This is a genomic window from Agromyces sp. NPDC058104 (genome assembly GCF_042884835.1).
Lineage (GTDB): Bacteria > Actinomycetota > Actinomycetes > Actinomycetales > Microbacteriaceae > Agromyces.
Genome location: NZ_JBHVTD010000002.1, coordinates 545582 through 558930, shown reverse-complemented (window position 1 = coordinate 558930; position 13349 = coordinate 545582). Strand labels below are relative to the sequence as shown.

Here is a 13349-nt window from a genome sequence, read left to right as displayed (position 1 = left end):
CATCTCGCTACCAAGCCGGTCGATCCGTCGATCCTCGCCCCGAACCGTGCGGTGAAGGGCGAAGATCGACGGTTCGATGCGCTCAGAACGCGTTGAGCCCCGTGAGCTCGCGGCCGAGGATCAGCTGGTGGATCTCGTCGGTGCCCTCGTAGGTGCGCACCGACTCGAGGTTGGCCGCGTGCCGCATGACGGGCCACGCGTTGGTGATGCCGTCGCCGGCGAGGATCGCGCGGGCCTCGTGCGCGATCGCGAGCGCCTCGCGCACGCTGTTGAGCTTGCCGACCGAGATCTGGGCGGGCGTGAGCGCGCCGCGCTCCTTGAGGCGGCCGAGGTGGAGTGCGAGCAGGATGCCCTTCTCGACCTCGAGGAACATGTCGGCGAGCTTCGCCTGGATCAGCTGGTTCGCGCCGATGGGCTTGCCGAACACCTCGCGCGAGGTCGAGCGCTCGATCGCGGCCTCGAGGCACGAGCGCGCGGCGCCCATCGCGCCCCACACGATTCCGTAGCGAGCCTCGTTGAGGCAGCCGAAGGGGCCGCTCAGGCCGCGGGCGCCGGGCAGGATCGCGTCGCCGCCGACGCGGACGCCGTCGAGCGCGATGTCGCACTGCACGGAGGCGCGCATCGAGAGCTTGCCGTCGATGGGCGTCGCCGTGAAGCCGGGGGTCGAGGTCGGCACGAGGAATCCGCGCACCGCGCTGCCGCCCTCGCCGAATGCGCCGGACGGGTCGTCGACCTTGGCCCAGACGACGGCCACGTCGGCGAGCGAGGCGAGGCCGATCCAGCGCTTGGCGCCGTCGATGACCCAGCCGTCGCCGTCACGGCGCGCCGTGGTCGTCATGCCGGCGGGGTCGCTGCCGCCCTGGGGCTCGGTGAGCGCGAAGCAGCCGATGAGGTCGCCCGCGGCCATGCCGGGCAGCCACCGGTTCTTCTGCTCCTCCGAGCCGTACTTGTGGATCGCGCTCATCGCGAGCGAGCCCTGCACCGAGACGAAGGTGCGCCAGCCCGAGTCGGCGGCTTCGAGCTCGAGGCAGACGAGGCCGTACGAGACGGCGGCGGCCCCGGCGCATCCGTAGCCCTTGAGGTGCATGCCGAGGAACCCGAGGTCGCCGAGTTCCTTCACGAACTCGCGGCGGAAGTGCTTGGCCTCGAAGTCGTCCTCGATGACGGGCAGCAGCCGCTCCTGGGCGAAGGCGCGGGCCTTCTGCTGCCAGCCGCGCTCCTCCTCGCTGAGGAGGGCGTCGAAGTCGAAGACCTGGTCGATGCTGGGGGCGGTGGTCATGCGCGGTGTCCTTTCGAGGTGGCTTCAGGTCGAGGTGGCGTCAGGCGGTCGGATGCCACGGGGCGCCAGTCTGCGCCCGCGTGCTGGTCGAGCCGGGGCGGAGGGGTCAGGTACTCGGCGCGGGCCGAGGAGAGGCGGATCGGGTTGGCCACGGTGCGGCTGCCGCCGATCGCGGCGACCGGCTCGAGGCCGAGCGACTCGGCGAACGCGATGGCCTCGGCCACGTCGTTGACGAGCCCCGCGGGAACGCCGGCCTCGTTGAAGCGCTCGGCCCAGACGGCGGCGCGGTCGGCGACGAGGGCGCCCTCGATCTCGGCGCGGAGGTGCTCGCGGTGGGCGACACGCGCCTCGTTCGTCGCGTAGCGCTCGTCGTCGGCGAGCCCCGGCACCCCCAGGATCGCGGCGAGCGCACGGAACTGCTTGTCGTTGCCGACGGCGATCACGAGGTCGCGGTCGGCGGCGGGGAACACGGCGTACGGGGCGATCGACGGGTGCTGGTTGCCGAGCCGGCGCGGGGCGCGACCGGTGACGAGGGTCGAGGCGGCCTGGTTGGTGAGCGCCGAGAGCAGGCTCTGCAGCAGGTTGATCTCGACGTGCGCGCCCTCGCCCGTGCGGTCGCGGTCGCGGAGGGCGAGCAGGATGCCGGCGAGCGCGTTCTGCGCGCAGAGCACGTCGACGAGGGCGACGCCGGCCTTGGCGGGCTCGCCCTCGGGCTCCCCCGTGATCGACATGAGGCCGCCGACGGCCTGCACGAGCAGGTCGTAGCCGGCGAGCCCGGCGCCCTCGCCGGTGCCGAAGCCCGTGATCGAGCAGTACACGACCCCGGGGTTCTCGGCGCGCACGGCCCGGTAGTCGAGGCCGAAGCGGTGCATCACGCCCGGCCGGAAGTTCTCGATGACGACGTCGGCCGTGACGGCGAGCCGGCGGGCCTCCGCGAGGCCCTCGTCGCTCGCGAGGTCGAGCGCGACGGAGCGCTTGTTGCGGTTGACGCTGCCGAAGTAGGTGGCGGTGCCGTCGGCGTCGACCGGCGGCTTCCAGTGCCGGGTGTCGTCGCCCGTCGGCGGCTCGACCTTGATGACGTCGGCGCCGTAGTCGGCGAGCATCATCGTCGCGTAGGGGCCGGCGAGCACGCGGGAGAAGTCGGCGACGCGGAGCCCGGCGAGCACCCCGCCCTGCCCGCCCGCGGGCGCCGTCGCGGCACCGGCCCGTGGCTCGCCACCGGTCGTCGTGTCGGGTCGCTCGTGCATGGTCATCCGCCTTCGCATGTGCCGGCCGTTCGGCCTCGCTCCATTCATCCTATAGTGAATCTTTTTTGCGCGCGTCGCCACTCGGCCGCCGCGCCCTCGGCTATCGTGAACGCATGGAATCGAGGGTGGGCCCCGGCGCGCGCGAGGCCGTGTTCGCCCAGCTCGCCGATGCGGGCCGCGCAGAGCAGGTCGCGCAGCGCCTCACCGACGGCATCGTGCTCGGCGTGCTCGACCCCGGCGAGCGCCTCCCCAGCGAACCCGAGCTGGCCCGCCGCTTCGGCGTCGCCCTCATCACCGTCCGCGAGGGCCTCGGCATCCTGCGCGAGGCCGGACTCGTCGAGACGAGGCGCGGCCGCGACGGCGGCAGCTTCGTCGTGCACGACGACGCCGAGCACCGCGCGCTGCTCACCGTGCGCCTGCGCGGGCTCGCCCAGGTCGAGCTCAGCGACATGGCCGTCTACTTCGGCGCGATCCTCGCCGGCGCCGCCGAACGCGCGGCCGAGCGGGCGAGCGACCCCGAGGCGACCCGGCTCGCGGCCTGGCTCGACGCCGCCGACTTCGGCACCGCGGCGGCGGCCCGCACGAACCAGGGCGGCTTCTTCCTCGAGCTCGCCGTGCTCAGCCAGTCGGCCCGGCTCGTGCGCGAGCAGATCCGGTTGCAGGCCGAGTTCGGCCCGCTGCTGCTCATCGGGCTCGACGACGCCGAGGCCCGCGCCCAGGCGGCGACCGCCGACCGCCGCATCGTGCGCGCGGTCGCCACGCATCGCCCGGCGAGGGCCCGCGAGGCGGCCGGCGTGCTCGTCACGGCGCTCGCCGCGAGCCTGCTCGCCGCGAAGGCCAGAGTCGAACGCGGAGGCGGACTCGATGACCACGCATGAGCACCGCACCGCCGTCGAGGCGGTCGCCCACGCCGTCGGCGAGGTCTTCGCCCGGGTCTTCGATCAGCTCGCCGACTGGCGCACCCCGATCGAGGCGATGATCGCCGGCTCGCCCACCGCCGGCAACGAGGTGCGACCGGCCGAGCTCGACGAGGCCGTCGCCGAGCTCGTGATCCCGCGCCTCGTCGAGCCCGACGCCCTGCTCATCGGGGCCGGGTTCATCGCCGACGGCGAGATCGTGCGCGGCCGCGAGGTGCACTTCGCGTGGTGGCTCGGGCCGCTCGACGACAACCCCGTGCTCGGCTCGACCGACGGCCCGACGAGGCTCGACCTGTCGACGCGGGGCTACACCGAGTACCTGCGCGACTTCCGCGCGCTCGAGTGGTACCGCATCCCCGCGACCACCCGTCACGCCCACGTGACGGGCCCCTTCGTCGACCACCTCTGCACCTGCGACTACATCCTCACGCTCACGATGCCCGTGCACGGCGACGGCGGCGAGCGCATGGTCGGCGTCGTCGGCGCCGACATCTCGGTGCGCCGCCTCGAGCAGGAGCTGCTCCCCCGCTTCCTCGGGGTGGAGGTGCCGCTCGCGCTCGTGAACGCCGACGGCCGGGTGGTGCTGTCGACCGAGCCCGCGCTGCAGGTGGGGCAGCTCGCGCACGCGGACGACGCGGACGCGCTCGAGTGCGCCGGCACGCCGTTCCGGGTGATCGTCGCGCCGGCGGCGTCCGCCGGTCACTGACGGCGCGGGGCGTGCCCGCTCGCGAGCACGAAACCGAGCATCCGCTGAGCACGGGTCGAGAAGAATCATCCGTTGTTATATCTTTGACGGACGAGCGTATGCACCGCGGCAGACGACCCCTCCGACAGGCCCTGGCCGACTGGCGTGCGTGCCCCCGAGAAGGAGAATCCCCATGCCCTATGCCGTGACCAACCCCGCCACCGGCGAGGTCGTCAAGAGCTTCGACACCATCACCGACGAGGCGCTCCAGGCCGCCATCGCCTCGGCGGACGAGGCCCACCGCGGCTGGTCGAAGCAGTCGACCGTCGCCGAGCGCGCCGCGCTCATCCGCCGCGTCGCCGAGCTCCACAACGAGCGCGTCGACGAGCTCGCCGACATCATCGTGCGCGAGATGGGCAAGCCGCGCGAGCAGGCCGTGGGCGAGGTCGAGTTCTCGGCCGCGATCTACGAGTACTACGCCGACAACGCCGAGGCGCTCCTGAAGGACGAGCAGATCGACCTCCTCGCGGGCGAGGGCTCGGCGCTCATCCGCCGCTCGTCGCTCGGCGTGCTGCTCGGCATCATGCCGTGGAACTTCCCCTACTACCAGGTCGCCCGCTTCGCCGGGCCGAACCTGATCATCGGCAACACGATCCTGCTGAAGCACGCCGAGCAATGCCCCGAGTCGGCGGCCGCGATCGAGCGCATCTTCCTCGACGCCGGCTTCCCCGAGGGCGCCTACGTCAACCTCTACGCCTCGCACGCGCAGATCGAGACCGTGATCGCCGACCGCCGCGTGCAGGGCGTGTCGCTCACCGGCTCCGAGCGCGCCGGCGCGATCGTCGCCGAGATCGCCGGCCGCCACCTGAAGAAGGTCGTGCTCGAGCTCGGCGGCTCCGACCCCTTCATCCTGCTCTCGACCGACGACCTCGACGCGACCGTCGACCAGGCCGTCTTCGCGCGCGTCGACAACAACGGCCAGGCCTGCAACGCGGCCAAGCGCTTCATCGTCGTGGAAGACCTGTACGAGCCGTTCCTCGAGAAGTTCACCGCGAAGATGAACGAGGTCGAGGAGGGCGACCCCGCCGCCGACGGCACCGCACTCGGCCCGCTCTCGTCGGCGAAGGCCGCCGAGGGTCTCGCCGAGCAGGTCGAGCGCGCCGTCGCACAGGGCGCGACGCTCCACTCGGGCGGCAAGAAGAACGGCAACTACTACTCGGCGACGATCCTCACCGACGTGCAGCCCGGCTCCGACGCGTTCCACGAGGAGTTCTTCGGCCCGGTCGCACAGGTCTTCAAGGTCGCCGACGAGGCCGCCGCGATCGAGCTCGCGAACGACACCCCCTTCGGCCTCGGCTCGTACGTCTTCACGACCGACAGCGAGCAGGCGCTGCGCGTCGCCGACGGCATCGAGGCCGGCATGGTCTTCGTGAACCTGGTCGGCGCCGACGGCGCCGAGCTGCCCTTCGGCGGCGTCAAGCGCTCGGGTTCGGGCCGCGAGCTCGGCCGCTTCGGCGCCGACGAGTTCGTCAACAAGAAGATGATCCGCATCGGCTGACCAGCCTCAGCGTGATCGGATGCCCCGGGGTTCGCCCCGGGGCATCCGTCGTCTCAGCGCCGCTTCTTCTCGAGCTGGGCGTCGATCTGCGCGATGCGCTCGGCGAAGATGCGCCGCAGCAGCTCGTCGGGCACCGGATGCTCCGCGGTGAACTGGAGCGCACCCGGCGACCACTTCAGCCCGGCCGCGTCGAGCTCGGCCGCGAGGCTCGGGAGGATCTGCCCGCTGAACGGGTAGAGGCCGAGATGCTGCTTCGCCTCGAGCGCGGCCGCGAGCCCCTTGCCGCGGTGCAGCAGCGCCGGCATGCCGTAGCTCTCGCCCTCGACCGCGTCGGGCGAGAGCTCACGGGCGATCGACATGACGTGCTCGAGTGCGGCGCGGTTGTCGCCGTCGCGTTCGGCGAGGTAGTCGGTGACGGTTCCCATGCGGGCATCCTGCCACGGAGCCCCTCGGACGGCATCCGAATAAATCATCCGGTGCTATACCTTTACTGCCGAATGTATGGCTATGCTTGCGCATACCGTGCGGCCGGAGGGGGCGGTCGCGAGATCAATGTCGATCGAAAGGGCATCATGCCAGCAGAACCCACGCCGAACCATCTCGGCGACGACGAACACCTGAAGGTCCTCGGCTACGACGGGTCGTTCAACCGCTCGATGAGCCTCTGGGCGAACTTCGCGCTCGGCTTCACGTACCTCTCACCGCTCGTGGGCGTCTACTCGCTCTTCGCGACCGCCCTCGCCGTCGGCGGGCCGCCGTCGATCTGGTGGATCGTGATCGTCGGCGCCGGGCAGCTGCTCGTCTCCCTCGTGTTCGGCGAGGTCGTCTCGCAGTATCCGATCCACGGCGGCATCTACCCGTGGGCCCGCCGCCTCTGGGGTCGCCGCTACGCGTGGATGGCCGCATGGGTCTACATCTGGGCGATGATCGTCACGATCACCGCGGTCGCCGAGTTCGGGGCCGGATTCGTGGCGAGCCTCTTCAGCGTGGAACTCACCCCCGCCGTGAACCTCACGATCACGCTCGGCCTGCTGCTCGTCGCGTTCGTCTTCAACTTCTCGGGCACGAAGACCCTCGCCCGGGTCGCGCAGATCGGCCTGGCGGCCGAGCTCGTCGGCGTGATCGGCCTCGGCCTCTACCTCCTGATCTTCCAGCGCAAGCAGGAGTTCTCGGTCTTCTTCGACACCATGGGCGTCGAGGGCGACGGCAGCTACGCGGCGGCCTTCATGGGTGCGGCGCTCGCCGGCCTGTTCCTGTTCTACGGATTCGAGGCCTGCGGCGACGTCGCCGAGGAGGTCGCCAACCCCGCGCGGCGCATTCCCCGGGCGATGGTGCTGACGATCCTCGTCGGCGGCGTCTCGGCGCTGTTCTCGTTCGGCGGCTACGTGCTCGCGGCGCCGAACCTCGAGGAGATCGTCGCGGGCGGCGACGTCGACCCGATCCCCGGCATCCTCGAGGCGACGCTCGGCCCCGTGGGCGCGAAGCTCTTCCTCGTCATCGCGATCACCGCCTTCATCAGCTGCGTGCTGAGCCTGCAGGCGGCGGCGAGCCGGCTGCTGTACTCGTTCGCCCGCGACGGCATGATCCCGGGTCACACCTGGCTCGCGAAGGTGTCGCCGCGCAACAAGGTGCCGACGAACGCCCTCATCGTCGCGTGCACGGTGCCCGCGCTCATCAGCGTGCTCATCTTCTTCAACGACGGCCTGCTGCTGCCGGTCACCTCGTTCGCGGTGCTCGGCATCTACGTCGCGTTCCAGATGGTCGTGCTCGCGTCGCTGCGGCAGCGGCTCACGGGGTGGAAGCCGGCCGGGCCGTTCACGCTCGGCCGCCTCGGCCTCGTCGTGAACGTCGCCGCGCTCGCCTACGGCGTCTTCGCGATGATCCTGCTCGCGACGCCCGGCTCGTCGGGCGACTTCTTCACCGACTGGGTCGTGCTGATCGGCCTCGGCATCGTGGTCGTCTCGGGCGCGCTGTACCTCGTGATCGCACGCCCCGACCGCAAGTCCGACGCACCGGCGGGCGACGCGATCGCGGTCGCCGACGAGATCCGCACCCGCACGGGGGCGGTGCCCGCGGCGGACGCCACGACCGTGCACTGATCCGTGCACTCCCGCTGCGGGGGTGTCCGTCGGCCACCGGGTGATTCCTCCGCCCGGCGTGTGGGCGGGCACCCCCGCAGTTCGTCGCAGGCTCGGGTCGCACCTGCACCGCGCCGCGCGGCACCGCACCCCGCGGCACCGCACCGGGCCGCGCCGCGCCGACGGACGGGTAGGGTGAGCGGATGATCCGTCGCCATGTCGTCGTCAGCGGCCTCGTGCAGGGCGTCGGCTATCGCTACCTCGCGCGCAAGCACGCCGACCGGCTCGCCGTCACGGGGTGGGTGCGCAACCGCCCCGACGCGACGGTCGAGGCCGAGGTCCAGGGCGAGGCGGCCGCGGTGCACGAGATGCTGCGCCGGCTCGAGGCCGGGCCGCCCGGATCGCACGTCACCGGGATCGTCGTCAGCGAGCTCGACCCGCTCGACGACGACGAGGCCTTCCGCATCCTCCGCTGAGCGCTCGGCGCAGCGGCGGTGGCGGCCGCGGCGGCGGCGGCGGCGGCGGCGGCCATCGTGGACGTTGACCGCCGTTCGGCGCGGTCGTACCGTTGAGGTGACCCCCGACTGGGAGCCACCACCTTGAGGAGGCTGGTTTCTATGAAGAAGTGGACACGCTGGGAAGACTGGGTCGCCGTCGCCGCCGGTGCTGCAGCGATGCTCTCGACGTTGTTCGTTCCCCCGATGGGCGCCTCGCTCGCCCTGATGCTCGCGCTCGGCGGACTGCTCGTCATCTCCGGGCTCGTCAACCTCGCCGCGCCGGGACTCGTCGCGATGGAGTCCGTGCAGGCCGCGCTCGGCCTGCTGCTCTTCGTCTCGCCCTGGATCGGCGGCTACGTCGACACCGCGAGCGGGGCCGCCTGGATGTCGTGGATCTGCGGCGCGGTCGCGCTCGTCGTTGCCGTGCTGGCGATCCGCCCGAGCATGCAGGCGCACCAGGACGCGATCCCGCACTGACCCGTCCGCGCGCACGCACGAACGCACGCGCGCACGCACGACGAAGGCCCCGCCGGCGAACCGGCGGGGCCTTCGTGGATCTCGAGTCGCGCTTCGCGCCACTCGATCACCGGGTGGATCAGATGGCGTTGACGTCCAGGGGGATGCCGGGGCCGAACGTGGTCGACACGGCGCCCTTCTGGATGTAACGGCCCTTCGAGCTGGACGGCTTCAGACGGAGCACCTCTTCGAGGGCCGCCTTCGCGTTCTCCTCGAGCTGCTCGGCCGAGAACGAGGCCTTGCCGACGACGAAGTGCACGTTGGCGTGCTTGTCGACGCGGAACTCGATCTTGCCGCCCTTGATGTCGGAGACGGCCTGGCCCACGTTCGGGGTCACGGTACCGGTCTTCGGGTTGGGCATGAGGCCACGGGGGCCGAGCACCTTGCCGAGACGACCGACCTGGCCCATGAGCTCGGGGGTCGAGACGGCCGAGTCGAACGCGGTGTAGCCCGCGGCGACCTTCTCGATGAGCTCGGCGCCGCCGACCTCGTCGGCGCCGGCTGCGATGGCGGCCTCGGCCGCGGGGCCCGTCGCGAAGACGATGACGCGGGCGGTCTTGCCGGTGCCGTGCGGGAGGATGACGGTGCCGCGCACCATCTGGTCGGCCTTGCGGGGGTCGACGCCGAGCTTCAGCGCGACCTCGACGGTCGAGTCGAACTTCGCCGAGCCGGTCTCCTTCGCGAGGGCCACGGCCTCGCTCGGGGTGTAGAGCTTGCCGTCTTCGATCTTCTCGGCCGCGGCGCGGTAGGCCTTGGACTTCTGTGCCATGTTGCTTCTCCTTGAGAGAGTGTGGTCATCTGCGCCTGGCGGGCGCTGCCACTGATGCTGAGTTCTGAGGAGCGGAGGTCGCTCGACCTCCGCTGCGGCCTTATTCGACCGTGATGCCCATCGAGCGAGCGGTGCCCGCGATGATCTTCGACGCGGCGTCGAGGTCGTTCGCGTTGAGGTCGGCCATCTTCTGCTCGGCGATCGCGCGGACCTGGTCCTGCGAGAGCTTGCCGACCTTGGTGGTGTGGGGGACGCCAGAACCCTTGGCGACGCCGGCGGCCTTCTTGATGAGCTCGGCAGCGGGCGGGGTCTTCAGGATGAAGGTGAACGAGCGGTCTTCGTAGACCGTGATCTCGACGGGGATCACATTGCCGCGCTGCGACTCGGTCGCCGCGTTGTAGGCCTTGCAGAACTCCATGATGTTCACGCCGTGCTGACCAAGCGCCGGACCGATGGGCGGTGCGGGGTTGGCGGCGCCGGCGTTGATCTGAAGCTTGATCAGACCAGTGACCTTCTTCTTCGGTGCCATGATTTCTCTCTTTCTGTTCGAACGCCCTGGGGGCACTCTCCCGTCGTTCCGGCGGTTCCGGACGGCGGTGGTTCGTGTGGGTTCGGCCGGAGCCGAACGCAGCACAACCCTCCGAGTATACCGGAGGGCTGGCTGTGGAGGTTCTGAGGGTGCTTAGAGCTTCGTGACCTGGTCGAAGCTGAGCTCGACCGGGGTCTCGCGCTCGAAGAGCGAGACGAGCACGGTGAGCTTGCCGCTCTCGGGCTTGATCTCGCTGATCGTGCCGGGCAGGCCGGCGAACGAGCCGTCCTTGATGGTGATCGTCTCGCCGACCTCGAAGTCGACCTCGGCGGGGATCTGGCGGGCTGCACCGGTGGCGGCGCCGGCCTTCGCACCCTTGGCGGGCGCGACGTCCTTGATCTCGACGAGGCTCTTCAGCATGCCGAAGGCCTCCTCGAAGCGGAGGGGGGTCGGGTTGTGCGCGTTGCCCACGAAGCCCGTGACGCCGGGCGTGTGGCGGATGACCGACCAGCTCTCCTCGTTCAGCTCCATGCGGACGAGCACGTAGCTGGGGATACGGACGCGGGTGACCATCTTGCGCTGGCCGTTCTTGATCTCGACCACGTCTTCCATCGGCACTTCGACCTGGTAGATGTAGTCGGCCATCGCCATCGACTCGCGTCGCTGCTCGATGTTCGCCTTCACGCGGCGCTCGAAGCCCGCGTACGAGTGGATGACGTACCACTTGCCCGGGAGGAAGCGCAGCTCGGCGCGGAACTCCTCGTACGGGTCGAACTCGGTGTCGGCCTCTTCTTCAACGGCCTCGAGTGCGGCCTCGGCCTCGTCGGCGGAGTCGATGTCGAGTGCGTCGTCGACGATCGCGTCGGCCTCGGGGTCGCTCGCCTCGGCGAGGGAGTCGAGCACGGCGTCGAGGTCGACGTCGTTGCCCTCGTCGTCGACGATGTGCACGGCCACGTGCTCGGCCGGCTCGGAGGACTGCTCCTCGTGCTCGTTGACGTTGCCCGTCTGCGCCTCGTCGTCTTCGGCCGACTGCTCTGCAGCCGTGGCCCAATCGACGTCGTCGTGCTCAGTCCTTGACAATTCTCGATCCTTCTCTTCGTGCGCCTGCGGCGAACGGGTTGGCGAGCCGAAGGCCTCGATCAGACCCCGGTCGTTCCGAAGACGTACAGCACCAGCCACCCGAACAGCTGGTCGAGGCCCCAGACGAGCGCCATCATGATGATGACGAACACGAGCACCACGATCGTGAAGCTGACGAGCTCCCTCCGCGTGGGGGTGACGACCTTCTTCAGCTCAGCGATGACCTGCCGGATGAACAGGGCGATGCGCGAAAAGGGATTCCGACGCGCGGCGCGGTCGCGCTTCGCGTTGGCGACGACGTCCTCACTCGGTTCGTCGATTACTTTTCGTGCCACCTCGTACACCTTTCGTGGGCCGGCAATCACTGCCGGCTCGCAGGGCGGACAGGACTCGAACCTGCAACCTGCGGTTTTGGAGACCGCTGCTCTACCAATTGAGCCACCGCCCTCGGGCCCTGTTGCGAGGGCACCTCGGAGTCACCGCCTCGCTCCGTCGCACTCGAAATCTGAGATTTCGGGCGCAGTGAAGTTTTGCTGAGGAAAGCAACATCGAACAGTCTATGCGACGCGAGCGGCTCGCGCGAACCGGCGCCTACATTGGGTTCATGAGCCCCGACCGCGCCGCCCGCCGCACCCCCGAGCCGAGCTCCAGCGTCGAGGTCGTCGGCGAGCACTCGCAGTTCCGCCTCGACCTCGAGCGCATCCGGTTCTCGCCGTACTTCTCGCGGCTCTCGGCGGTCACCCAGGTCATCGCGCAGCCTGGTGCGGGCCCGCTCATCCACAACCGGCTCACCCACTCGATCAAGGTGACCGCGGTCGCGCGCGCCATCGCGGTCGGCTTCGCGGATGCCTCGTCGCCGGCCCATGCGCTCGCCGTGGAGCACGGCTGCGACGCCGTCGTCGTGCAGGCCGCGGCGAGCGCGCACGACCTCGGCCACCCGCCCTTCGGGCACCTCGGCGAGCGCGTGCTCGACCGGCTCGCCCGAGAGACGCTCGGCCTCGACGACGGCTTCGAGGGCAATGCGCAGAGCTACCGCATCATCGCGACCCTCGACGTCAGCGCCGCGGCATCCCATGGCCTGAATCTCACGGCGGCCGTGCGCACCGCGATCGCGAAGTACCCGTGGACCCGCTTCGCCTCTCCGACGCCGTTCGCCGACGGGGGCCTCCCCCGCGGCATGCGCGTCGTCGACGGCGAGGCCGTCGCGACGAAGTTCTCGGCCTACGGGCTCGACGCGGCCGATCTCGCCGCGGCGCGCGCGGGCCTGCCGTCGATGGTGCAGTCGCTCGAGTGCTCGGTGATGGACACCGCCGACGACATCGCGTACTCGATCCACGACGTCGACGACTTCTACCGCGCCGGGCTGCTGAGCCACGGCGCGGTCGCGCGGGAGTTCCGCGGCTGGGTCGAGGGGTGGAGCGAACTGCGCGCGCTCGGCGACGAGGAGCTCGCCTCCCGCACCGCGCCCGCCGGCGCCGCCCTCGAGGCGCTCCGTCGCAAGCTCAGGGCGAGCGACGCCTGGGTCGCCGACGACGATGCCTTCGCCGCTGCGGTCGACACCGTCGCCGACGACCTCGTCGACGGCCTGCTCGCGACGCCGTTCGACGGCTCGATCGCGTCGGAGCGCGCCCTCTCCTCGTTCACGAACCGCTGGATCGGCCACCTGCAGACCTCGGTCGTGCCCGCCCCCGAGGGCGTCGCCCGCACCGGCCTCGTCGCGCTCGACCGGGGGGCGTGGCACGAGGTCGAGATCCTGAAGTTCGTGCACCGGCACTTCATCCTCGACCGGGCCGACATCGCGATGTACCAGCGCGGCCTCAGCCGGGTGCTGACCCGGGCCGTCAAGGGCCTCACGGCGTGGGTGACCGACGACTACGACCGCCACCGGGTGCCGCAGCGACTCAAGGAGCTCGTCGACATCGCGACCGCGGGCTACGAGCTCGTGCGGGCCACCCGGCCCGAGGGAGTGCCCGTGCCCGACGCCGGCGCGGTGCGCCGGCTCGGCGTCGGCCGCGGCGTCGTCGACTACGTCGCCTCCCTCTCCGACGACCAGGCGCTCGCGGTCTCCGAGGCGATCGACGGCCGGCCCGACCGCCTGTGGGACATCGGCCAGAACCTCTGAGCCGTCGCGCCGCCGACGATCGTTCACCGGCTCGTCGCCCGCCGGACGCCCGGGCGACACGGGGGTGCAGGC

General features: G+C 70.9%; 14 protein-coding genes and 1 tRNA gene. 7 read left to right on the top strand and 8 right to left on the bottom strand.

Annotated features, from left to right (window positions below):
• Positions 1-82 precede the first annotated feature (82 nt).
• Positions 83-1279 (bottom strand): acyl-CoA dehydrogenase family protein, encoded by a 1197-nt coding sequence (locus ACFVTH_RS10535; RefSeq protein WP_387090216.1) that lies wholly within the window; start codon positions 1277-1279, stop codon positions 83-85.
• A complete protein-coding gene (locus tag ACFVTH_RS10530; protein WP_387090213.1) occupies positions 1276-2526 on the bottom strand; it encodes a CaiB/BaiF CoA transferase family protein in 1251 nt (416 codons plus the stop codon). Before ACFVTH_RS10530 ends, ACFVTH_RS10535 begins: the two co-directional genes overlap by 4 nt.
• 113 nt (positions 2527-2639) lie before the next feature.
• Between ACFVTH_RS10530 and ACFVTH_RS10525 the strand changes: the two genes are divergently transcribed.
• The 3 genes from ACFVTH_RS10525 (at position 2640) to ACFVTH_RS10515 (ending at position 5686) form a co-directional block, all read left to right on the top strand.
• The gene (locus tag ACFVTH_RS10525; RefSeq protein ID WP_387090210.1) at positions 2640-3404 is read left to right on the top strand and encodes a GntR family transcriptional regulator; all 765 of its coding nucleotides are present in this window, start codon (positions 2640-2642) and stop codon (positions 3402-3404) included.
• Entirely contained in the window at positions 3391-4149 is a 759-nt protein-coding gene (locus ACFVTH_RS10520) for a cache domain-containing protein (protein ID WP_387090207.1), read from the top strand. The genes ACFVTH_RS10525 and ACFVTH_RS10520 overlap by 14 nt, the downstream gene beginning before the upstream one ends.
• Before the next feature lie 172 nt (positions 4150-4321).
• Entirely contained in the window at positions 4322-5686 is a 1365-nt protein-coding gene (locus tag ACFVTH_RS10515; RefSeq protein ID WP_387090204.1) for an NAD-dependent succinate-semialdehyde dehydrogenase, read from the top strand.
• Between the two features lie 53 nt (positions 5687-5739).
• Here ACFVTH_RS10515 and ACFVTH_RS10510 read toward each other — a convergent pair whose 3' ends face one another.
• Positions 5740-6111 carry an iron chaperone gene (locus tag ACFVTH_RS10510; protein ID WP_387090201.1) on the bottom strand — a complete coding sequence of 124 codons (372 nt, stop codon included), beginning with the start codon at positions 6109-6111 and terminating at the stop codon, positions 5740-5742.
• A gap of 147 nt (positions 6112-6258) precedes the next feature.
• Between ACFVTH_RS10510 and ACFVTH_RS10505 the strand changes: the two genes are divergently transcribed.
• From ACFVTH_RS10505 to ACFVTH_RS10495, 3 genes are all read left to right on the top strand, one after another.
• On the top strand, positions 6259-7785 hold the full coding sequence (locus ACFVTH_RS10505; RefSeq protein WP_387090198.1) for an APC family permease: 1527 nt from the start codon (positions 6259-6261) through the stop codon (positions 7783-7785).
• 182 nt (positions 7786-7967) lie between these two features.
• Entirely contained in the window at positions 7968-8240 is a 273-nt protein-coding gene (locus tag ACFVTH_RS10500; RefSeq protein ID WP_387090195.1) for an acylphosphatase, read from the top strand.
• Positions 8241-8381: 141 nt separating this feature from the next.
• Positions 8382-8738: an SPW repeat protein gene (locus ACFVTH_RS10495; RefSeq protein WP_387090191.1), complete on the top strand. Its 357-nt coding sequence runs from the start codon at positions 8382-8384 to the stop codon at positions 8736-8738.
• A 118-nt stretch (positions 8739-8856) separates the two neighbouring features.
• Here the strand turns inward: ACFVTH_RS10495 and rplA are convergent, their stop codons facing one another.
• The 5 genes from rplA to ACFVTH_RS10470 all read right to left on the bottom strand — a co-directional run bounded on the left by rplA (position 8857) and on the right by ACFVTH_RS10470 (position 11603).
• Positions 8857-9546 carry a 50S ribosomal protein L1 gene (rplA, locus tag ACFVTH_RS10490; protein ID WP_386938607.1) on the bottom strand — a complete coding sequence of 230 codons (690 nt, stop codon included), beginning with the start codon at positions 9544-9546 and terminating at the stop codon, positions 8857-8859.
• A 100-nt stretch (positions 9547-9646) separates the two neighbouring features.
• A complete protein-coding gene (gene rplK / locus ACFVTH_RS10485) occupies positions 9647-10075 on the bottom strand; it encodes a 50S ribosomal protein L11 (RefSeq protein ID WP_022889257.1) in 429 nt (142 codons plus the stop codon).
• Between the two features lie 153 nt (positions 10076-10228).
• The gene (gene nusG / locus ACFVTH_RS10480) at positions 10229-11155 is read right to left on the bottom strand and encodes a transcription termination/antitermination protein NusG (RefSeq protein WP_387090188.1); all 927 of its coding nucleotides are present in this window, start codon (positions 11153-11155) and stop codon (positions 10229-10231) included.
• A 59-nt stretch (positions 11156-11214) separates the two neighbouring features.
• Positions 11215-11490 (bottom strand): preprotein translocase subunit SecE, encoded by a 276-nt coding sequence (secE, locus tag ACFVTH_RS10475; RefSeq protein WP_386938610.1) that lies wholly within the window; start codon positions 11488-11490, stop codon positions 11215-11217.
• A 40-nt stretch (positions 11491-11530) separates the two neighbouring features.
• Positions 11531-11603: transfer RNA gene (locus tag ACFVTH_RS10470), tRNA-Trp, on the bottom strand.
• Positions 11604-11759: 156 nt separating this feature from the next.
• Here ACFVTH_RS10470 and dgt point away from each other — a divergent pair.
• Entirely contained in the window at positions 11760-13277 is a 1518-nt protein-coding gene (gene dgt / locus ACFVTH_RS10465) for a dGTP triphosphohydrolase (RefSeq protein WP_387090185.1), read from the top strand.
• Positions 13278-13349 lie beyond the last annotated feature (72 nt).